This window comes from Flavobacterium sinopsychrotolerans, from assembly GCF_900110375.1.
In the GTDB taxonomy this organism is placed as follows: Bacteria; Bacteroidota; Bacteroidia; order Flavobacteriales; family Flavobacteriaceae; genus Flavobacterium; species Flavobacterium sinopsychrotolerans.
The window spans coordinates 614176-635367 of sequence record NZ_FODN01000001.1; the positions used below are offsets into that span (position 1 = coordinate 614176).

The 21192-nt window shown below is 34.0% G+C and carries 20 protein-coding genes; 8 read left to right on the top strand and 12 right to left on the bottom strand.

Translation table 11 applies throughout. From position 1 onward, the window contains the following. Positions 1 to 89: 89 nt before the first annotated feature. From phoU to BMX64_RS02795, 8 genes are all read right to left on the bottom strand, one after another. Complete coding sequence (gene phoU / locus BMX64_RS02760) at positions 90 to 767, bottom strand: phosphate signaling complex protein PhoU (RefSeq protein ID WP_091166532.1); 678 nt, start codon at positions 765 to 767, stop codon at positions 90 to 92. 59 nt (positions 768 to 826) lie between these two features. Then, positions 827 to 1579, bottom strand: a complete 753-nt coding sequence (pstB, locus tag BMX64_RS02765; protein WP_091166091.1) for a phosphate ABC transporter ATP-binding protein PstB — start codon at positions 1577 to 1579, stop codon at positions 827 to 829. A 1-nt stretch (position 1580) separates the two neighbouring features. Then, on the bottom strand, positions 1581 to 2459 hold the full coding sequence (gene pstA, locus BMX64_RS02770) for a phosphate ABC transporter permease PstA (protein WP_091166094.1): 879 nt from the start codon (positions 2457 to 2459) through the stop codon (positions 1581 to 1583). 3 nt (positions 2460 to 2462) lie between these two features. After that, positions 2463 to 3671 (bottom strand): phosphate ABC transporter permease subunit PstC, encoded by a 1209-nt coding sequence (gene pstC, locus BMX64_RS02775; RefSeq protein WP_244273208.1) that lies wholly within the window; start codon positions 3669 to 3671, stop codon positions 2463 to 2465. A 206-nt stretch (positions 3672 to 3877) separates the two neighbouring features. Continuing rightward, the gene (locus tag BMX64_RS02780) at positions 3878 to 4744 is read right to left on the bottom strand and encodes a phosphate ABC transporter substrate-binding protein (RefSeq protein ID WP_091166096.1); all 867 of its coding nucleotides are present in this window, start codon (positions 4742 to 4744) and stop codon (positions 3878 to 3880) included. Positions 4745 to 4880: 136 nt separating this feature from the next. Beyond that, positions 4881 to 6137 carry a porin gene (locus BMX64_RS02785; RefSeq protein WP_396180368.1) on the bottom strand — a complete coding sequence of 419 codons (1257 nt, stop codon included), beginning with the start codon at positions 6135 to 6137 and terminating at the stop codon, positions 4881 to 4883. Positions 6138 to 6417: 280 nt separating this feature from the next. After that, entirely contained in the window at positions 6418 to 7473 is a 1056-nt protein-coding gene (locus BMX64_RS02790; RefSeq protein ID WP_091166099.1) for a sensor histidine kinase, read from the bottom strand. Then, positions 7474 to 8157 carry a response regulator transcription factor gene (locus BMX64_RS02795; protein WP_091166102.1) on the bottom strand — a complete coding sequence of 228 codons (684 nt, stop codon included), beginning with the start codon at positions 8155 to 8157 and terminating at the stop codon, positions 7474 to 7476. It lies immediately after the preceding gene. A gap of 176 nt (positions 8158 to 8333) precedes the next feature. Here BMX64_RS02795 and BMX64_RS02800 point away from each other — a divergent pair, with 176 nt between their 5' ends. The 4 genes from BMX64_RS02800 (at position 8334) to BMX64_RS02815 (ending at position 14065) form a co-directional block, all read left to right on the top strand. Further along, entirely contained in the window at positions 8334 to 11117 is a 2784-nt protein-coding gene (locus tag BMX64_RS02800) for a TonB-dependent receptor (protein WP_091166105.1), read from the top strand. Positions 11118 to 11299: 182 nt separating this feature from the next. After that, the gene (locus tag BMX64_RS02805) at positions 11300 to 12472 is read left to right on the top strand and encodes a hypothetical protein (protein WP_091166108.1); all 1173 of its coding nucleotides are present in this window, start codon (positions 11300 to 11302) and stop codon (positions 12470 to 12472) included. A 127-nt stretch (positions 12473 to 12599) separates the two neighbouring features. Further along, positions 12600 to 12938 (top strand): T9SS type A sorting domain-containing protein, encoded by a 339-nt coding sequence (locus BMX64_RS02810; protein WP_091166110.1) that lies wholly within the window; start codon positions 12600 to 12602, stop codon positions 12936 to 12938. A gap of 146 nt (positions 12939 to 13084) precedes the next feature. After that, positions 13085 to 14065, top strand: coding sequence for a LuxE/PaaK family acyltransferase (locus BMX64_RS02815; RefSeq protein WP_091166535.1), 981 nt, complete (start codon positions 13085 to 13087; stop codon positions 14063 to 14065). Here the strand turns inward: BMX64_RS02815 and tyrS are convergent. After that, positions 14062 to 15354 carry a tyrosine--tRNA ligase gene (gene tyrS / locus BMX64_RS02820; protein WP_091166114.1) on the bottom strand — a complete coding sequence of 431 codons (1293 nt, stop codon included), beginning with the start codon at positions 15352 to 15354 and terminating at the stop codon, positions 14062 to 14064. The two genes, BMX64_RS02815 and tyrS, sit on opposite strands and share 4 nt — an antisense overlap. A 127-nt stretch (positions 15355 to 15481) precedes the next feature. Here tyrS and BMX64_RS02825 point away from each other — a divergent pair, with 127 nt between their 5' ends. Next, the gene (locus BMX64_RS02825; protein WP_091166117.1) at positions 15482 to 16471 is read left to right on the top strand and encodes an NAD-dependent epimerase/dehydratase family protein; all 990 of its coding nucleotides are present in this window, start codon (positions 15482 to 15484) and stop codon (positions 16469 to 16471) included. 13 nt (positions 16472 to 16484) lie between these two features. Here the strand turns inward: BMX64_RS02825 and BMX64_RS02830 are convergent, their stop codons facing one another. The 3 genes from BMX64_RS02830 to BMX64_RS02840 are packed head-to-tail and all read right to left on the bottom strand — an operon-like array spanning position 16485 to position 18999. After that, entirely contained in the window at positions 16485 to 16910 is a 426-nt protein-coding gene (locus BMX64_RS02830; RefSeq protein WP_091166119.1) for a DUF4296 domain-containing protein, read from the bottom strand. A 10-nt stretch (positions 16911 to 16920) separates the two neighbouring features. Further along, positions 16921 to 18261, bottom strand: coding sequence for a dihydroorotase (locus tag BMX64_RS02835; RefSeq protein ID WP_091166122.1), 1341 nt, complete (start codon positions 18259 to 18261; stop codon positions 16921 to 16923). A gap of 12 nt (positions 18262 to 18273) precedes the next feature. Beyond that, the gene (locus BMX64_RS02840) at positions 18274 to 18999 is read right to left on the bottom strand and encodes a polyprenol monophosphomannose synthase (RefSeq protein ID WP_091166536.1); all 726 of its coding nucleotides are present in this window, start codon (positions 18997 to 18999) and stop codon (positions 18274 to 18276) included. A 104-nt stretch (positions 19000 to 19103) separates the two neighbouring features. Between BMX64_RS02840 and BMX64_RS02845 the strand changes: the two genes are divergently transcribed. The 3 genes from BMX64_RS02845 (at position 19104) to BMX64_RS02855 (ending at position 21174) form a co-directional block, all read left to right on the top strand. Continuing rightward, complete coding sequence (locus tag BMX64_RS02845) at positions 19104 to 19775, top strand: DUF4271 domain-containing protein (RefSeq protein ID WP_091166126.1); 672 nt, start codon at positions 19104 to 19106, stop codon at positions 19773 to 19775. A 13-nt stretch (positions 19776 to 19788) separates the two neighbouring features. Further along, positions 19789 to 20538: a uroporphyrinogen-III synthase gene (locus BMX64_RS02850; protein WP_091166128.1), complete on the top strand. Its 750-nt coding sequence runs from the start codon at positions 19789 to 19791 to the stop codon at positions 20536 to 20538. Between the two features lie 165 nt (positions 20539 to 20703). Next, complete coding sequence (locus BMX64_RS02855) at positions 20704 to 21174, top strand: Lrp/AsnC ligand binding domain-containing protein (RefSeq protein ID WP_073352582.1); 471 nt, start codon at positions 20704 to 20706, stop codon at positions 21172 to 21174. The last annotated feature ends 18 nt before the right edge of the window (positions 21175 to 21192 follow it).

Below are 21192 nucleotides of genomic sequence, written 5' to 3' on the forward strand. Positions count from 1 at the left end.
AAAAAACACTAATTACTATACTCTTTAAAGTATCTAATTAGTGTTTTTTATAAAAATATACAGGGCAATTATAGCTTATCTGTATTGAATTAATCTTCAAATTTTGTACTGCCAAATTTTTCGTGTTTGATAATTTTGGCGTTAATCATAAAATAAACATATTCTGCAATATTTGTACAATGTTCAGAAATACGTTCTAAATGTTTTAAAACAATTACAAGATTTGTTCCAGAAACAACCGTCTTAGAATTAGACTTCATTTCATTTATAATGTTATGAATGGCTTCATCACATTCATTTTTTATTCTATTATTCAAAATAAAAATTTCGCCAATCGTACTTTCATTACGAGTTAAAAAACATTCGTTTGTTTTTATTGTAATTGACTCCACTTGTTTGGCGATATCAGCAATAGAAAACTTAACAATTAAATCATGTTTATCTTTAATGTTTTTAGACTTTTTTATGATACTTATCGCCAGATCACCTATCCTTTCTATCTCGTTGCTGATTTGCATTGCCGACATAATGAATCGTAGATCAGAAGCTACAGGTTGATGTAATGCAAAAATGCTTTGACAAATTTCATCAATTTTTACATCCAATTTATCAATCTTATTTTCTGTTTTTTTAACTTCTTTACCTTCTGTAACAGGCTCCGAAAGTAATACTTTGACAGCCTCAGCCACCTGATTTTCGGCTAAATCACCTATTTTTATTATGATATTCTTAAGCTTCCCTAATTCTGTTTCTATGTGTAACGCCATTTTTTTCAAGATTTCAAGATTTAAAATTAAACCATTCTGAATACAAATCAAAATCAATATTATCCAAATCTACCTGTTATGTAATCTTCCGTTTGTTTTTGTGACGGTTTTGTAAATATAGTTTTTGTTTTGTCATATTCAATCAATTCTCCCATATAGAAAAAAGCAGTTGTATCACTCACACGACCAGCTTGTTGCATATTATGTGTTACTATAACGATTGTATATTGTTTTTTCAATTCATAAATAAGTTCTTCAATTTTGGAAGTAGAAATGGGGTCCAAAGCTGAAGTCGGTTCATCCATTAACAATATAGAAGGTTGGATTGCCAAGGCTCGCGCAATACACAAACGTTGTTGTTGTCCTCCCGAAAGTTCAAAAGCCGATTTCTTTAATTTGTCTTTCACTTCTCCCCAAAGCGCAACTTGCTCGATAGAAGTAATCACGCGTTCTTCGATTGTCTTTTTATCGGTAATTCCGTTTACTTTTAAGCCATAAGCAACATTCTCAAAAATAGATTTCGGAAATGGATTTGGTTTTTGAAATACCATCCCAACATTTTTTCGTAAATCATCTACATTGGTGTTTTTTTCATAAATATCCTGACCGTCAATCAAAATTGAACCTGTCATTTTTGTGTTATCAATCAAATCATTCATCCGATTCAGTAAACGCAAATAGGTAGATTTCCCACAACCGGACGGTCCTATTAAAGCCGTTACTGAGTTTTCTTTCATTGATAGCGAAACATTATGCAATGCCTGAGTTTCTCCGTAATAAAAATTTATATCTTTTGATTCTATCTTTTGCATACTAATTCATTTTTACTTTTTTTCCAAAATATTTGCGAAGCGCATTCGCCAATAAATTAGAAATTAATACGATTATAATTAAAATAAGTGCCGTTCCGTAAGCCATTGCCCGCGATGCCTCTATATTGGTTCCACTGGTTGAAATTACGTATAAATGATACGGCAACGCCATGGCTTGATCAAAAATTGAGGTAGGTAATTTGGGCAAGAAATAAGCCGCAACGGTAAATAAAATGGGTGCTGTTTCTCCTGAAACCCTTCCTATGGAAAGAATTAATCCCGTAATAATATTTGGAAACGCAATAGGAAAAACCACTTTACTGGTAGTTTGCCATTTACTGGCTCCCAGACCTAAACTGGCTTGTCTAAAAGTATCATCAACTGATTTTAATGATTCTTCGGTAGTTCTTATTACCACAGGCAAAACTAATAATCCCAAGGTTAAGGATCCTGCTAAAAGAGAATCTCCAAATTCCAGTTTATTAACAAACAATGCCATCCCGAAAAGACCAAAAACGATTGAGGGAACTCCGGCCAGGTTATTTGTCATTTGTTTAATAATCTTCTTCATCCAACCATCTTTTACATATTCATTCATGTAAATAGCTGCCAAAACTCCTACCGGAAAGGCAAAAATCATACTTCCAAAAACCAAACAAAGGGTTCCCACTATTGCAGGGAAAATTCCTCCTTTTGTCATCCCCTCTTTGGGCATTTCTGAAATAAACTCCCAACTGATAACGCCAATTCCTTTTATTACTATGAAAGCTAAAATTACAAATAAAAGACCCACAACGGCATAGCTGGTGAGTTGAAACAGTCCAAAAGCAATTTTTTGGTTTCTTCTTTTTTGTTTTGCTAAATGAATTTCTTTAGTCATCTTTTAATGTTTTTTATGAGATCCTCTGTTGGTAACTAATTCAACCAACATATTGATGCAGAACGTAATCAGGAATAAAATACATCCAAGAGCAAACAACGATTGATAATGCAATCCTCCATTTGCAGCTTCGCCTAATTCAGCAGCAATGGTGGCAGGAATAGTTCTTAGCGGCGCTAAAAGTGTATGTGGCATTATGGCAGCATTTCCCGTTACCATTAAAACAGCCATCGTTTCACCTATCGCACGACCAATTCCAAGTATGGCTCCAGCTGTTATACCGGATGCCGAATAAGGAATCACAACTTTATAAATCGTTTGCCAATGGCTCGCGCCCAAAGCTAAACTAGCTTCTTTCATAGCGCGTGGCGTGGTACGCATTGCATCTTCGGAAATGGTGATAATCGTTGGCAAGGCCATAATCGCCAAAACAATACTTCCCGCTAAACCTGTTTCTCCAACAGGTAAACCGAAAACGCTTTGGATTAAAGGTACAATGACAACTAATCCAAAAAAACCGTAAACAACAGATGGAATTCCTGCTAATAATTCGATTAGTGGTTTCAAAATATTACGCGTTCGCTTTTTGGCTATTTCACTCAAATAGATGGCTGCAGCCAAACCAATGGGTAATGCCAATAGTATTGCGCCAAAACTTACCCAAAGTGTACCGTAAATTAATGCCTTAACTCCCATTTGTGCGATGGGTTGAGCAGTTGGAAACCATTCTTCTCCGGAAAGAAATTCAAAGATTTTAATTTTATTAATTTCTAATTCTTTTCCATGAAAATCTTTTGCTTTGTATTTATCTGAAAAAAAGGCAATTACACCAGGAGTTTTAGAAACATACTCATCTATTTTCGCTGGGAAATATTCAAAATTTTCACCTAACTCCTCTTCCGTATAAAACTCGGTAATATCCTCGGTTCTAAATAAAACGATGGGTTCATTTTTTCCGCCCAACTGTTTCCAATTGGTGATTTTTTGATCAAAAATATCTTTTACTTGGGATGGTTCTAATTTATTTATTGGATTAGACGCGTGTACTGCCAACAAAAAACCTTCTTCAATAGGCTTTTTGGAAAAAACTCCGGCGCCTTCAATAAATAGAAAAAAAACAATCAAAACAACAGTAATACTAGTAGCAGCGCTGCTTAGCATTAATATAGTTTCGATTATTTTCTCTTTTATTTTTTTAAAATTTGTTCTCAAAGCTATAGTTTATTTTAACAACAAAAGTACATTAGGGTTACGCTTCCAATGTGTTGTATACATTAACCTTGCGTTAACTTAAAGTTAAGTATAAAAGTACGAAAATCATTTTTCATCATTCTTAAGTAAAGCTATATTATTCAAAATGAAGCAAATAAAAAGGCTGCCTAAACAGACAGCCTTTTTTAACTTAAGAATAAATATTATTATTTTAACGGTACATAACCTACTTCAGAAACATTCTTTTGACCTTCAGGAGACAAAGCATAATCAACAACTGTTTTTACTTTTGCAGCATTTGCTTTATCAAAAATATAGAACAATGGTCTGGAGATAGGATAGCTTTTATCTTTTGCAGAAGCTACACTTGGAGCAACAAAAGTCTTTCCTTGATCATAAGAAACAGAAAGTTGTTTCACTTCTTTAGTTTCATAAGCCAGTCCAACATATCCGATAGCTCCTTTTGTTTGACTTACCGCCTGAACAATAGCTCCAGTAGCTGGCATACTCAAGATATCAGATGCATAATTTTTCTTATCCATTACTTCTTCTTTAAAGAACTCATAGGTTCCTGAGGAAGATTCTCTGGAATAGGCGACAATTTTAGCATCTTCTCCACCTACTTCTTTCCAGTTTTTGATTTGTCCTGTATAAATTTTTTCTAATTGCTCACGTGTTAATTGTCCTACTTTATTAGCAGGATTAACAATAATCGCTAAAGCATCAAAAGCAATAGTTACTGTTTCAATTTCTTTTTTTGCTTCAGAAAATTTTAATTTTTCTTCTGTTTTCAACTCTCTTGAAGCCATTGCGATATCCGTAGTTCCGTCCAGAAGAGCAGTTACACCAACTCCTGTTCCTCCTCCTACGATAGTAACACTGACCTCTGGATTAGTTTTCATCATTTCCTCAGCCTCTTTCTGTGCTAGTGGCAAAACAGTATCACTTCCCTTTATTGTAACAGACACAGACGATGCTTTATCTTCTGATCCTTTTTCTTCATTTTTTGCTTTACCACAACTTAACATACCAATTAAAGGTAAGATTAAGAATAATTTAGTTTTTATAGTCATCTTTTGTTTATTTATAAATTTGTACAAAAGTATACACCTTATATTAACAGTATGTTAAGCCAGCATTATACTATCTTTATTATTATATTAATTTTAATAATTATTTAATCCGTCAAAAATGAATGATAACAATTTATTAAAAGTTGAATTGTGCTTGTAAGCGCAATAAATTTCCTCGTTGCCTGTTATTTGGAAGGGCGCTATCTTCGAATGTTCTATCAGCAATAACCCATTCTGCCACTAACTCAAATGCCTTGATAGGCTGCCATTCTACTCCCAACTCATAATCTCTTACAACATAACTCCTGGCATCTTTCTCAAATTTCTTTCCACCATCATAATACTGGAATTTGGCAAAAGGATAAATGTATTGGTTTTTAGGCAAATCCCATTTGTAATTTAAAGTGATATAACCACCCTCCAGATTAGAAACCTCAACTGTATTGGTAGTTTTATTATAGCGGGGCCCCTTACCGATATTGTATTCTGTTTGAACTCCAAATGGTTTAGGATAAAGCACGAAAGAAGCCGCAATCCTTTGATCTGTTGTATATTGCTTATTTGGAGTAGTTACTCCTGTAGAAAGCTCATTGGTAAAAGCCCATTTTCCGGTATATGCTTGTATGCCGGGCTCTATAATTTGACTACCAATTTCAAAAGGATAACTTATTCTTGTCACAACATGCAAGTCCCTGTTTGCTTCTGACTTATTTGCTGTTTGTCCATTATATACTCCAAACCCAAATACTCCATAATCTCCAGACCCTTTATACCCATCTTTGATCAGCATAGCAAAACGCTCTCTAATTTTACTTGGAGCCCAATAAAAAAATGCTCCTAAATCTCTTTCGTTTACCACCGCACTATTCAAAGCATCGTTACGATCCAAAACCAATCGATTTTGACTAGATTGCAAGTTTTCGAATCCAAAGGGGATTTTACTTTGTCCAATTCTAATTCGATACTCTTTCTTTACATCAAATGACAAATCAAAATAAGCATCTCTGATTTGAGCAAAATTATTAACCCCAGATGACGGAGAACTTGCAAAATCTGGCTGAATATAAAAATAGACATTAGGATGAATTTGTCCTGAAAATACAATGCGAGCCCGTCTTAAAAAAAGGCCATTATTCGATTTTGCATCTTCTGCTGTTGATGTTGTCCCCCAAGACTTATCACATTGATCACAGGACACTTTGTCGTTGGAAGAAAACAACCCATTGTATCGCACTTGAACATAACCTCTTATGCCAATTTTATCATACCATTGTTCTTTTTTTTCCTTAGTTTTTTCTTGGGCTTCATTAACTTTCTTGATAGAATCCAAAACATGGATTATGGATTTAGTCAGCTCCTGTTTATTCGTAGAAGTTTCTACAGCAGGTGTAATTTGTGCAGATACTTGATTTACTACAAATATACTTGCAATAATTAATAATGCTTTTTTCACGATTAAATGTTGTTTGTTTAGTACACCAAAGATGATTGCGCAATGTTAACTAAACATTACGCAAGTGTTAAATAAAAAACTAATGTTAACAAATTGTTATAAATTTTATATAACTATTTGTTTTTTAGATCATTACAAATGTACTTTTTTTATTCCAAACTTTAACATTTATAACATTTTTAAAATATATAACTTTAAAATTACATTTTGAATCTATATATTATTTACTGGTTCTATTTGCCTTTTCAAGTGTAAAAGAAAATTCAGACCCAATTCCGAATTTACTATTTACATAAATTTTCTCATCATGAGCTTCAATAATATGTTTCACAATGGACAATCCCAAACCTGAACCACCTTCAGTTCTTGCTCCACTTTTGTCCACTCTGTAAAAACGTTCAAAAAGTCTCGAAATATTTTTTTTCTCAATTCCTTCGCCATTATCCGTAATTCGGACGATGACTTTTTCGTCCGTTAAATCTTCAATACTAACTTCTGTAGAACCTTTTAATTTTCCGTATTTAATAGAGTTGACAATCAAATTCATTACTACTTGTTGGATTTTTTCCTTATCCCCAACCACCATAACAGGCCTATTGTATTTCATATCAAACATCAATAAAATGTCTTTTTTAGAGGCTTTCATTTCTAGCAGATCAAAAACATTTTGTACCAGCTTAACGATGTCAAATTCAGCAATCTCTAAATTTAGATCTCCAATTTCGAGTTTGGAAATCATATCTAAATCCTGTACTATATAAATCAGTCTTTCCACACCTTTTTCAGCACGTTCTAAATATTTTTTTCGGATTGTTTTATCATTCATCGCTCCATCGAGTAAGGTAGACAGATAGCCTTGAACCGTAAAAAGAGGTGTTTTAAGTTCATGGGAGACATTTCCAAGAAACTCTCTCCGGTATTCTTCCCGGACTTTTAAGGTTTCAATTTCTAACTTTTTGTCGGTCGCAAACTTCTTCACTTCACGGGTAAGTGTTGCCATATCCGTTGTTATAGGCTGGTTTCTAAAAGTACTTGACTCTAATAAAGAAACATCATCGTATATTTTTTTTACTTTTTTATAAATGAAACGCTCTACCCGATACTGGATTACTATAAATGAAAAGGTAGCTATTGAAAAGGCAAAAATTAAGCAAAACTGATAGGAAAAAGAAAAAAATAAGCAGGTCAGATAACCAACTAGTCCGGTAGAAAAAAGGGTAATATAAAGCGCCGACTTTACGGCAAAGCGATATGTTTTTTTAAAATTTATTGTCATTTATACTTCAAACTTATACCCTACTCCTTTTATTGTTTTGAATAATTCTTCTCCAATTTTTTCTCGTAATTTTCTGATATGCACATCAATCGTTCTGCCTCCAACAACCACTTCATTACCCCAAACTTTATCCAGAATTTCATCGCGCTTGAATACTTTCCCTGGTTTTGAAGCCAAAAGATAAAACAATTCAAACTCTTTTCTGGGTAATGCAATTTCGATATTATCTTTAACAATTTTGTATTCTTCCCGATTGATTTCGATACCGCCTACATTAAGGGTTTCACTGTTTTGCTCTTTTTCATTTAATCTACGCAGCAAGGCTTTTACTTTGCTGACTAATAATTTAGGTTTGATGGGCTTTGTAATATAATCATCCGCACCTGCATCAAAACCGGCAACTTGAGAGTAATCCTCACTTCTGGCCGTCAGGAAAGTTATAATTACATTACTAAGTTCTGGAATTTTTCTAATATTCTCGCAAGCTTCCATTCCATCCATTTCCGGCATCATAACATCCATTATAATAAGGTCTGGGATTTCTTTTTTAGCTTTGGCTATAGCTTCTTTCCCATTTGCCGCTGTAAAGATTTGATACCCCTCTTGAGACAGGTTATACCCCACAATTTCTAGGATATCCGGTTCGTCGTCTACTAATAAAATCTTCGTGTGTTTTTTCTTCATAAAGCGCCAAAAATTGTTTTTGAATTGTAAATGTAATAATAAAAGGGGTATTGAAAAGCTGTTAACCGTAATTTAATATTAGGTTCGTTTTGAGTCCTAAAACAAAACATAACCATAACAAGTCAGTAACTTACATTTTACATTTCGGACGTTACTTTGCAAAAAAATTAAAACAAATGAAATTCAAGTTACTATTTTTCACGTTATTAATAACAGCCATTTCTTTTTCACAGAACAAAGGAACCGTTACTGGAATGTTAACAGACAAAGATGCTAATAATCAATCCTTACCATTTGCTAACGTTCTTATTAAAGGAACTAATATAGGAACCAATACTGATATTGATGGTAAATATGCGATAACGATACTTCCTGGAAATTATACTTTGCAGTTTAGTTTTGTAGGATATGAATCTATAGAAGTTCCTGTAACGGTAGTTGCAAATGAAACTATAACTATAAACAAAACGTTAGGTTCCGGAAGCTACAAACTAGAAGATGTGGTAATTAAAGCAACTGCCCCAAATCGAGAAAAGGAAACGGCCCTTTTATTAGACCAAAAAAATGCAGTTGTCTTCAAACAAAGTATTGGAGCACAGGAAATGGCTCGTAAAGGAGTTAGCGATGTTGAAGAAGGTTTAACAAAAATTACCGGAATCTCTAAAGTAGAATCTAGGGGTTTATTTGTAAGGGGACTTGAGGACAGATATAATAATCTTTTAATAAATGATCTGCAAGCACCTTCAAATAGTCCGTTCACCAAAATAATTCCACTAGATCTTTTCCCAACGGATATAGTAGGAGTTTTAAATGTTTACAAAACTTTTAATCCTAATATTTCTGGAGATTTTGCCGGAGCTACTGTAAATATTGAAACTGTACAATCAAAAAGCATTACTAAAATTAACATTGGCACTAGTTTTACTACTGCAAATAATGGTTCTGACTTTTTAATTCATAGTGATGCAAACAACAGCAAAGGCTTTTTGGGACTGAATGGTCAAGACCGTCAGTTAAGTAATGAATTTGGAAATGTTCCAACGGGTAAAAAATTAACTCCTACTGGATATAATGATGCTTACAAAAACAATACTTGGAATGTAGATAAAACTTCAAGCCCATTAAATACCAGTATTGGTTTTATACATGCCGAAAAATTTACTTTAAACAATGATGCAAAGTTAAATTATACACTTTCGTTGAATGCAGATAATAAATATGTAATCCGTAAGGGTGTAGACCGTACTTTTATTTTAGGAGCTGGAGATTACGATAACAACTTGAACAAAGAAAGCTATAGCTACCAAACGACAGCTTCCGCTTTAATTGGAATAAATTATAAAGCTAAACGTTTTGACATCGGATTAAACTCGTTTTACCTACGTTCCACTGATAGCAAGATTCAGGATCAATTAGGGTATACGAACAATCAATCTACTAATCCTAACATTTTAATTAGAACAAATCAATTCGATCAATCTGATTATTTGAATACACAACTTTTAGGAAATGTAAAACTAACTTCGGATGAAAAACATTCGCTTAAAGTAGGTGGCTCTTTTGTAAAAACTGCTTATGAGCAACCGGATCGTAAATTTATTATTGGCGAAAAAATTTCTGAAACTGAAATCAATACTTCTTATGGTGGAAATCATCTGAACAGACAGTATTTAGACATCAAAGGAAATTACTATTTCTCAGGCTTATTAGAGTATAATTTTAAGTTTAATGAGAAAGAAAACGGAAAATCCAATCGCATAACTGTAGGATATAATGTTTTCGAAAATGACTTAAGATCTACTTACCGTATTTTCTCAGGATTACGTTCTGTCAACAAAAACTACACAGCACCTTTGAATACTATTGATCAATTTATTGTTGATGACATCAATAATGGAATCATAGCTGTTCGTGAAGAATCAAATGCTGATTATAAAGTAAAATTGAATCAATTAGTTAACGCAGGCTATGTTAGCTTACTTTATAACATTGGTGACAAATTTGAAATCAATGGAGGAATTAGAGTCGAAAATTCAGACCGATTAATTCATTACAGAAGTATTGGTCAAATTATCAATGGACCATACCAAAAGATTAAAGACCAAAAATTAGATGTATTACCCTCGATTAATGCAAAATATGCGTTAACAGAAAGCAGTAATTTGCGTTTTAATGGTTCTAAAACAATTACCAGACCTGTTACAATGGAATTATTACCTATTCAATATGTAAGTCCAGATGGAAAATCGATATTGGGTAATCCAAACTTAAAAAATAGTGATAATTTCAACTTCGACATGAAGTATGAATTGTTTCCAAAAAACAACGAAATCATTGCGGCAGGGTTATTTGCAAAACAAATCCAAAATCCTATTGAAAGAGTTTTTATTGCTGGAGCAGGCGGTAGTGGACAATTGATGACGTATCAAAATTCTAAAGAAGCTTTTTTATATGGCGCAGAAATTGAATTGCTATTGCAATTAGAACGTTTATCTCCAGTATTATCAGATTTCTCTTTTGGAATGAACACTTCATTAATGAAAACCGATGTAAAAGTAAATTTTGGAGGTAGTTCATTAGAGAACAACTCCAGTAGAAAATTACAAGGAGCTTCAGAATGGATCATCAATTCAGATTTGAAATATGATTTTGAATTTAATGAAATTATGAAAAACTCCATTTCATTAGTATATGGCGTATATGGTCCAAGAATTTTTGCTGTAGGATCAGCGGGTATGGATAATATCTATGAAAAACCGTTTCACAAATTAGACTTTGTATGGTCTAGTAAAATCAGCAAAAATATTGATCTTAAATTTGCCGTTGATAATCTTTTAAATCCATTATATAAAATGGAATTGGGCAAGGACAATAAATTTATCATAAATGAAAATTCCCTATTATTGGAGAGTTTCAAAAGAGGACGAGGATTCTCACTTAATTTATCATATACTTTTTAAAAAACGAGGCTGTCAAAAAATGACAGCCTTTTTTTATTAATCACAATAACCTAACAGTCTTTACATAAAATTTACTTTAAGTTCAAATTTTAGCAATGGTATTATAATATTGACTTAACCTCCATTAAAAGCTATGAAAGTAAATTTGTTAAAAATAATCACAACAAACAAACAGTAACAAAATGAAAAAATTAGTCTTAAGCTTATCAATGGTAGCTTTATTTTTAGGAAGTTGTTCTTCTGATAACGAGGAAATCACAACGCAACCAATACCTACAGGAACTATTTCAGGTGATATAACAACAGCAAAAACGTATCCATTAGGGAATTACACAATACAAGGAACAGTGAAAATTAAAAACGGAGGGTCTTTAACCATCGATGCAGGTTCGACTATTACAGCAACACTTGCTGATGGAACAGCTGATGCTTTATTAGTGGAAAACGGAGGAAAACTTTTCTTAAATGGTACTGCTGCATTACCAATTGTATTTACAGAAGCTTCTAAAACTGCAGGTTCATGGGGTGGAATTATTATGTTTGGAGATGCTCCTATAGTAGGTGCTAATGGTGTTACTACTGCTACATCTGAAGACGGAAACAACTTGCCATACGGTGGCGCAAACACTACACACAATGGCGGTTCATTAAAATACGTACGTGTAGAATATGCTGGAAAAAAGCTTACTGATAACACTAGTGAATTAAATGGATTTTCATTTTACTCAGTAGGATCTGGAACTGTTTTAGAAAACTTAGTTGCTTACAAAGGTGCTGACGATGGATTTGAATTTTACGGAGGTACAGTAAGTGCTAAAAATCTTGTCTCTTATGGTAATTTTGATGACTCTTTTGACTGGCAAGATGGTTGGAGAGGTCAAGAAAACACAAATTGGTATGCTTACCAAGTTGGTACAGGAAACTATGGGATGGAGATTGAAGCAAAATCAGTAAATAATGCATTTGGACCAAAAGTTACTAATATTACTTTAACAAGAGGTACTGGAACTGTTACTGAAGGAGGATCTTCAGCTGCTGAATATGATGCTATTCAATTCAAAAAAGAAGGAAATGGAGAATTCTCGAATGTTCTAATTTCTGGATACACAACTGCAGGTTCAACTGCTGTTAGAATTCAAGATGCAGCTACAAATACCAATCAGGTTTCAGGTGGGAAGATAAAATTATCAAATGTAAAAATTAATGATGGTACTTCTCAGTTTGCTGGAGTAGGAACGGCTTTCACCGTTACATTTCCAGTTGGAAATTACTCTTTAAGTACAACGACAACTGGTGCTGCACTTACTTCTGGATCATGGTCAATTATTGACGGATTGGATTTATTAAAAAAATAGAATTCCATTACCCAGTATAGGTCCGATTATGGACTTTTATTTAAAAAACCTATTCAATCATTTGGATAGGTTTTTTTGGTATGCTTTTTGAAATATATTTTGTATATTTACTATTCAAAATAATCTGATGGCAAAAAACTACTTTTATATTATTACTTTATTGGTTCTTTTATTTTCTCTAAGCGTTACTGCTCAGGAAACTAAGCAACAACCAAGAACACAAGAAACCGCCACTATAGAAGGTTTAAGCTTGTACCCGAACCCTGTGAGTAATGGCAAAGTCTACATTTCTACAAAAAACGACTTGGATAAAGAAATAATTATCTTTGATGTTTTAGGAAAAAAAGTACTTCAAACTGTTATGAGTTCAAAAGAACTAAATGTTTCTAATCTCTCTTCTGGTGTTTATATCATAAAAATTAATGAAAAAGAAGCATCAGCGACCAGAAAATTAATCATCCGATAATTTCAAAAATACATCATAAAAGCTCCAATTGCAATTGGGGCTTTTTTTGTGACTTCTTGCAATTGAACCACTAGCGGGCTTCCTATTAATCCAATTCGGTTATTGGTTTGCCTTTAAATTTTTGATTACTTTTGCAAAAAAAATTCTTGATCACAGCTTCCGATATATTTGCCATTTCCAGTCAAAAACAGTTTGAAAAAATTGCCTTGAAAGTGTTTCGTTTCCAATACGAAAACAACTTGGTCTATCAGGAATTTTGCAATTTTTTAAAAACAGATCCTCACAAAGTAAAATCGCTACAACAGATTCCATTTTTACCTATTCAGTTTTTTAAGAGTCATCAGGTGGTTTCGAATACCAATCCCATTCAGGAAACCTTCACCAGTAGCGGTACAACCGGAATGATAACCAGCAAACATCTGGTTACGGATGTTACTTTATATGAAGAAAGCTACCACAAAGGATTTTCTGAATTTTATGGCAATATCGAAGATTATGTTGTTTTAGCTTTACTTCCCTCCTATCTGGAAAGAGAAGGCTCTTCCTTAATTTACATGGTTAAGGATTTAATTGAACTTTCCAATCATCCTGAAAGTGGTTTTTATCTACACAATCACGACGAACTGATTACTAAGCTTATCGCTTTAGATGAAGCAGGTCAGAATGTAATCCTGATTGGAGTGACATTTGCATTACTGGACTTGATTGAGCAGCATCAATTTCAATTGCAACATACCATTATCATGGAAACCGGAGGTATGAAAGGCAAGCGCAAAGAAATGATTCGGGAAGAATTACACGAACAATTGTGTAAAGGTTTTGGAGTTTCAGCCATACATTCTGAATACGGAATGACGGAATTACTTTCACAAGCGTATTCTTTAGGAAACGGCGTATTTGAATGCCCTTCTTGGATACAAATCCTCGTTCGCGATACAGAAGATGCTTTAACCTATATTGCAGACGGAAAAACAGGCGGAATCAACGTGATTGATTTGGCTAATATCAATTCCTGTTCGTTTATTGCTACGCAGGATTTGGGCAAAAAAAATCCCAACAACTCTTTCGAGGTATTGGGACGTTTTGATAATTCTGATATTCGAGGTTGTAATTTGATGGTTATTTAAACCACTCTCACCACAAAATAGTTTTTCTTTCCACTTTGCAACAATACAAATTGATTGTTGATTAAATCTTTGGTCGAAAGCACAAATTCCTCGGCAACTTTTTCTCTATTCACTGAAATAGAATTAGCTGTCAAAGCGCGTCTTGCTTCACCATTCGATTTTAAAAATCCTGTTTTTTCATTTAAAACGTCAACAATATTGATTCCCGCTTCAATTTCGTTTCTGCTGATTTCCGCTTGAGGGACACCATCAAAAACATCTAAAAAAGTCGCTTCATCTAGTTGTTTCAAATCATCCGAAGTCGAATTCCCGAACAAAATATTCGATGCTTTTATTGCATTTTCTAAATCTTCCGCTGAATGTACCATTACCGTAATTTCTTCGGCCAAACGTTTTTGTAACAAACGTAAATGTGGTGCTTCTCTATGCTTTTCGGTTAAAACTTCGATTTCTTCCTTCGATAAAAAAGTAAAAATCTTAATATATTTTTCCGCATCAACATCGGAAGTATTCAACCAATATTGGTAAAATTTATACGGAGAAGTTCTGGCCGAATCCAACCAAATATTTCCACCTTCTGACTTTCCAAATTTGGTTCCATCCGCTTTTGTAATTAACGGACAAGTCAACGCATACGCTTTTCCACTGGCAATTCTACGCACTAATTCGGTTCCTGTTGTGATATTTCCCCATTGGTCACTTCCACCCATTTGCAACGTACAATTCTTTTCTCTGTACAAATGCAAAAAGTCATATCCTTGAACCAATTGGTAGGTAAACTCCGTGAATGACATTCCTTCGGCAGCTTCAGAAGACAAACGTTTCTTCACAGAATCTTTTGCCATCATATAATTTACCGTAATATGCTTCCCTACATCACGAATAAAATCCAGAAAAGAAAAGTTCTTCATCCAGTCGTAATTATTCACTAATTCTGCTGCATTAGCCGAATTAGAAGTAAAATCTAGGAAACGAGCCAATTGACCTTTTATAGCTTCTTGATTGTGACGCAAAGTCGCTTCGTCCAATAAATTTCTTTCATTTGATTTTCCGGATGGATCACCAATCATTCCTGTTGCACCGCCAACTAACGCTAATGGTTTATGTCCTGATAGCTGAAAATGTTTCAATAACATCACGCCAACTAAATGTCCTATATGCAATGAATCGGCAGTTGGGTCAATTCCCACATACGCCACACGCATTTGTTCCATCAAATGTTCTTCTGTGCCGGGCATAACATCGTGGAGCATTCCTCTCCAAGTTACTTCTTCAATAAAATTCTTCATCTTTTTAATCAATTTACTTTCGTCAATTCAGCCTTTTAGGCTTCGTGTGCACAAAGATAAAATTTATTGCGGATTAGGTTATTTGTTTAATAGGTTATTCGAAAAAAATTATTCGTATTTTCGTAGCATGATTTTAGTCACAGGAGGAACCGGTTTAGTAGGCGCACATTTAGTGCTTCATTTAATTGATAATGGTGAAAAAGTACGTGCCATTTATCGAAGTGTAACTTCAATAGAGAAAACTAAATCGCTCTTCGCTACCTATAAAAAAGAATCCCTATTCGACCAAATCGAATGGATGCAAGCTGACATTACCGAAGTTCCTTCATTAGAAATCGCCTTTCAAAATATTGATACCGTGTATCATTGCGCCGCATTAATTTCTTTTGATCCAAAAGATGAAGATATATTGCGAAAAACAAATATTGAAGGCACAGCAAATATTGTGAATTTTTGCATTGCTTATGAAATAAAAAAAATGTGTTTTGTAAGTTCCATTGCCACTTTGGGCGATTTACTGCCTCATGAAAAATTCATTACCGAAGAAACTGAATGGAATCCGGAGAAGCCACATAATGATTATGCTATTTCTAAATATGGCGCCGAAATGGAAATCTGGCGCGGACAACAAGAAGGTTTAGAGGTAATAATTGTAAATCCTGGCGTTATTCTCGGACCCGGTTTTAGAGAGCAAGGAAGTGGACAACTTTTTACGAAAGTAAAAAATGGATTGAAATTTTACACGTTGGGTTTCACCGGATTTGTTGCCGTTGCTGATGTTGTTCGAATGGCGCATCAATTGATGAAAAGCGAAATCAAAAACGAACGCTTTACTTTGATTGCAGAAAATAGTGTTTTCCGTGACATTCTGAACGCGATGGCAGATGCACTGGGTGTTCAACGACCTGAAATTCACGCAAAACCCTTTTTTATGGAAATGCTCTGGAGATTGGATTGGATTGCTTCAACTGTTTTTCAACAAAAGAGAAAATTATCGCAAGCCACTGCAAGAGCTTCCTACTCGGTAAATAATTATTCAAATCAGAAGATTAAAGACTTCTTGGTAACTGATTTCACAGACATTCACCACTACATAAAAGAGATTTCAAAACTTTAAAACTGCAGGAGATTTATTTCAATTTTGTGGTATCGCCGACAACCGTAGCTGGTTTTTTATTGTTTTGAAGAACCGGTTTCTTTTTCTTTTTTTTCAAGTTTACTAATGAATCGGTGCTTTTTTTATTGGCATCCAATCGTTTTGTAATTTGTTCAAACATCAATTTGTAGTCTTCATAATCTGACGCGTAATACACATTACTTTTGGCAAACTGAAGACTGTCAATTTTATATTTTTTATAAATAAAGTCTCTTGGATTTATTTTAAAGGTATCCAAGGAAGTTGGGTTTTGATATTTGATCGCTTCCAAAATAGATAAATCATACATAATATCAACCATAACATCCTTCTCTATAAGTCGTTCAGGCTTATTCACTACTTCTTCTTTACAGCTTACAAACAGTGTTATGGTCATTAAAAGTGTTATGATTTTTCTCATTTATAAAATTTTATCTTTCGAATAATAAACGTTTTCCGGCACGAATATCTTTTACTTTAAAAGCAGTATATACTAATTGCCCGTTGACAAAAGTATGGGTGATTCTGGATTTAAAAGTAAAACCTTCAAATGGAGACCAACCACATTTAGCTAAAATATTTTCTTTTTTTACACTCCAAGGCAAACCTGAATTCACGATAACCAAATCCGCATAATAGCCTTCTTTGATAAAACCACGTTTTTCAATTTTGAAGATTTTAGCCGGATTATGACACATTTTCTCCACAATTTTCTCCACGCTTATTTTCCCTTGGTGGTGCGCTTCAAACATAGCCACGACAGCATGTTGAACCAGTGGACCGCCGGAGGGCGCATTCAAATAGGATTGTTTTTTCTCTTCTAAAGTGTGTGGGGCGTGATCTGTAGCAATCACATCAATTCGGTCATCAAGCAAGGCTTCCCAAAGCACTTTTCTATCATTAGCTGTTTTTACAGCTGGATTCCATTTTATAAGATTGCCTTTAGTAGCATAATCATCATTGGTAAACCACAAATGATGCACACAGACTTCGGCAGTGATTTTCTTGTCTTCCAAAGGAATTTTATTGGTAAACAAATCCATTTCTTTGGCCGTCGAAAGATGAAAAACATGCAAGCGAGCACCTGTTTTTTTAGCCAAAGCAACCGCTTTGGAAGACGAAATATAACACGCTTCCTCGCTTCGGATCAGGTGATGCACGGTAACGGGAACATCCTCTCCAAACTCTTCTTTATATTTCGCTAAATTGTTTTGTATTGTAGTTTCATCCTCGCAATGCACCGCAATAAGCATGGGCGTACTGGAAAATATTTTTTCTAGTGTTGCTTCGTTATCCACCAACATATTTCCGGTTGAGGAACCTAAGAATATTTTGATTCCGGCAACATTCTTCGGATTTGTTTTTAAAACTTCCTCCAAATTATCGTTGGTAGCGCCCATCATAAACGAATAATTCGCATACGATTTCTGTGCAGCCAATTCATATTTTTGCTCTAATATTTCTTGGGTAACCGCATTTGGAACCGTGTTGGGTTGTTCTATGTAGGAAGTGATTCCGCCTGCAACTGCTGCTCTGGATTCGGATTCAATATCACCTTTGTGCGTGAGTCCTGGTTCTCTGAAATGTACTTGATCATCAATAGCACCGGGCATTAAATAATTTCCTTCGGCGTCGATAATTTTGCAATCGGATGATTTAGCACTGATACTTTCTGAAATTTCAACAATTAAGTCATTCTCAATTAATACATCGCCTTCAAAAATTACCCCTTCATTTACTATTTTGGCATTCTTAATTAAAACCCTGTTCATCGTATCTTTTTCTTATAATGTGTTGAATAATCTTTTTAATCTAAGCGCAATAACTCCAAAAACGGCTTCAACTATTATTGAATTACTCATCTTGGATTGCCCTTTTGTCCGGTCGGTAAAAATAATTGGAACCTCCGTAATTTGAAACTTTTTACAATACGTTCTGTATTTCATTTCAATTTGGAAAGCGTAACCAACAAATTTTATTTTATCTAAATTGATCTCTTCTAAAACTTTTCTTTTGTAACAGACGAATCCCGCTGTGGCATCATGAATTTTCATTCCCGTAATCATTCGCACATAAACCGATGCAAAATACGACATCAGAACGCGACTTAACGGCCAGTTTACCACATTTACACCAGTGACATAACGGGAGCCAATCGCTAAATCAGCATCACCAAAATGACAGGCGGTGTATAATTTTTCTAAATCGTTGGGGTTATGGGAAAAATCAGCATCCATTTCAAAAATAAAATCATATTTATGTTGCAACGCCCATCTGAATCCATGAACATAAGCTGTTCCTAAACCTGATTTTTTATCCCTTTTTTCCAAAAACAATCGACCCTCAAATTCAGACTGAAGTAAAACGACCTTATCAGCAGTGTGATCGGGTGAATTATCATCAATAATAAGAACATGAAAAGGTTTATGTTGCGAAAGCACCGATCGAATAATGCTTTCTATATTTTCAATTTCGTTATAGGTAGGAATTATAACAATACAATCATTCATATTTTCGACTAATTTCACCGCAAAAGTAAACTTTTTATGCCATTTCATCCTTAATAAAATTATAATAAAAAGAATCATGGAAAAATTAGTAATTTTGCATCGTTATGATCGAAACTATACTTCATCCCCGAATAACTGAGAACAAAGACTGGGCGACCGCTCTTTTTGTTCTGTCGTTTGCTATTATTGCGATTACCAAATCTATTTTTGAAAATCGATTTGGTGATTTTGCTAATCTAATTTTTTCAAACAAATACACTAAAGTTTATAGAGATAACAGCCATTTAAAAAGCGGCTTTACCATCTCTTTATTTTTTGTACAGATTATTTCCCTTGCCTTTTTCATTCAGATTTCGCTGAGTTATTTTGGTCATGCCTCAAAAACAGATTGGGTGCTGTACATCCAAATATTTACGTTCCTTATTTTCTTTATTTTATCTAAATATCTAATAGAAAAAATAATTGCCACATCTTTCAATATTGAAGAATTTATGGATCAGTTTAACCTTCAAAAAGTCACTTATAGAACCTATATTGGATTATTGATACTGCCAATCAATATTATTTTGTTCTATTATGACTCCATTTCAAGAAATATCCCAGCATTAATTATAGTTATAATTCTAGCAATCAATATGTTAACTTATTCTATTTCAATAAAAAATTATCAAAATTTAATATTCGGTAAGTTGTTTTATTTTATTTTATATCTTTGCACTCTTGAAATAGCACCCTATTATTTTATGTATTATTGGTTTACAAAAGGGAGTGCTTAGAAAACGTTTAGATATGAAAGTGAAAACAATTTTGGTGTCACAACCCGAGCCTAAGGTGGAAAATTCCCCTTACTTTGAACTTCAACAAAAGCATAAAGTAAAAATTGATTTCAGACCTTTTATTCACGTAGAAGGAGTTAATGCAAAAGAGATTAGACTTCAAAAAATCGATCTTAATCATTACACCGCGATTATTTTAACGAGTAAAAATGCCGTAGATCATTTTTTCAGAGTGGCTGATGAGATGCGTTATAAAGTTCCGGAAGGATTAAAATACTTCTGCCAATCAGAAGCTATTGCTTTTTACCTGCAAAAATACGTTGTGTACAGAAAACGTAAAATTTACGTTGGACCAAAAGATTTTGCTGATTTATCTCCACTGATAAAAAAATACAAAGACGAAAAATTCTTATTACCTGCTTCAGATCAATTGAATGCCGATGCGCCAATAACGCTAAACGCATTAAAAGTAGATTGGACTCCAGCCGTTTTTTACAGAACTGTAATGAGTGATTTATCCGATTTAGCCGATGTATATTATGATGTTTTGGCTTTCTTCAGCCCAACCGGAATAAAATCATTGTTTATGAATTTCCCGGATTTCGAACAAAATGACACTCGAATTGCAGTTTTTGGAAGTACTACCCAAAAAGAAGCGTTAGATCACGGTTTGAGAGTGGATATTCTTGCACCAACACCAGCAACACCTTCGATGACAATGGCTTTGGAAAAATACATTATTGAAGCCAATAAAGGAAAATAAAAAATTACTTTTCAGATACAATTAAAGCCATTCGCAAATCCGAATGGCTTTTTTTATGACGTAAATTTTAAAAAAGGCGAGTTATTCTTTACACTAATCGTTTTTTACTTAAATTTGATTTTCAATTCAAACTAAATTTCATATTTTAGTTTAAAACAACAACTCATGAAAATCAATTCCCTAATAGTAGAAATTGACGGTATCGATAAAGAGATTTTACGCGACCTGATGGAAGATGCCCGAAAACCAATTCTTCAAATCGCCAATAAAATAGGAATTTCAGGGGCGGCAATCCATCAACGCTTACGAAAACTGGAGCAATCCGGTGTTATTTCGGGATCAAAATTCACCGTAAACAATAAAATTTTAGGATATAATACGATGGCTTTTGTTGGGATTTATTTGGACAAAGCCGCCAGAAACCCAGAAGCCGTAAGGGATTTAAAGAAAATTCCTGAAGTATTGGAATGCCATTACACCACAGGAAACTGGTCGATTCTAATCAAAATTATTTGTCGCGATAACGAACATTTGATGCAATTACTCAACACCAAAATCCAAGCGATAGAAGGCGTTTCCAGAACAGAAACCTTCATTTCCTTAGACCAGCAAATCGACAGGCAGATTCAACTATAGTCTTTTGGTTAATCGTTG

Excerpts from the sequence above, each read along its gene's own strand:
- BMX64_RS02805 (WP_091166108.1), top strand. The coding sequence starts at position 11,300 with ATGAAAAAATTAGTCTTAAGCTTATCAATGGTAGCTTTATTTTTAGGA.
- BMX64_RS02845 (WP_091166126.1), top strand. The coding sequence starts at position 19,104 with ATGATCGAAACTATACTTCATCCCCGAATAACTGAGAACAAAGACTGG.
- BMX64_RS02840 (WP_091166536.1), bottom strand. The coding sequence starts at position 18,999 with ATGAATGATTGTATTGTTATAATTCCTACCTATAACGAAATTGAAAAT.
- BMX64_RS02855 (WP_073352582.1), top strand. The coding sequence starts at position 20,704 with ATGAAAATCAATTCCCTAATAGTAGAAATTGACGGTATCGATAAAGAG.
- BMX64_RS02790 (WP_091166099.1), bottom strand. The coding sequence starts at position 7,473 with ATGACAATAAATTTTAAAAAAACATATCGCTTTGCCGTAAAGTCGGCG.
- BMX64_RS02835 (WP_091166122.1), bottom strand. The coding sequence starts at position 18,261 with ATGAACAGGGTTTTAATTAAGAATGCCAAAATAGTAAATGAAGGGGTA.
- BMX64_RS02830 (WP_091166119.1), bottom strand. The coding sequence starts at position 16,910 with ATGAGAAAAATCATAACACTTTTAATGACCATAACACTGTTTGTAAGC.
- BMX64_RS02810 (WP_091166110.1), top strand. The coding sequence starts at position 12,600 with ATGGCAAAAAACTACTTTTATATTATTACTTTATTGGTTCTTTTATTT.
- BMX64_RS02825 (WP_091166117.1), top strand. The coding sequence starts at position 15,482 with ATGATTTTAGTCACAGGAGGAACCGGTTTAGTAGGCGCACATTTAGTG.
- phoU (WP_091166532.1), bottom strand. The coding sequence starts at position 767 with ATGGCGTTACACATAGAAACAGAATTAGGGAAGCTTAAGAATATCATA.
- BMX64_RS02795 (WP_091166102.1), bottom strand. The coding sequence starts at position 8,157 with ATGAAGAAAAAACACACGAAGATTTTATTAGTAGACGACGAACCGGAT.
- BMX64_RS02850 (WP_091166128.1), top strand. The coding sequence starts at position 19,789 with ATGAAAGTGAAAACAATTTTGGTGTCACAACCCGAGCCTAAGGTGGAA.
- pstA (WP_091166094.1), bottom strand. The coding sequence starts at position 2,459 with ATGACTAAAGAAATTCATTTAGCAAAACAAAAAAGAAGAAACCAAAAA.
- BMX64_RS02780 (WP_091166096.1), bottom strand. The coding sequence starts at position 4,744 with ATGACTATAAAAACTAAATTATTCTTAATCTTACCTTTAATTGGTATG.
- BMX64_RS02800 (WP_091166105.1), top strand. The coding sequence starts at position 8,334 with ATGAAATTCAAGTTACTATTTTTCACGTTATTAATAACAGCCATTTCT.
- pstB (WP_091166091.1), bottom strand. The coding sequence starts at position 1,579 with ATGCAAAAGATAGAATCAAAAGATATAAATTTTTATTACGGAGAAACT.
- tyrS (WP_091166114.1), bottom strand. The coding sequence starts at position 15,354 with ATGAAGAATTTTATTGAAGAAGTAACTTGGAGAGGAATGCTCCACGAT.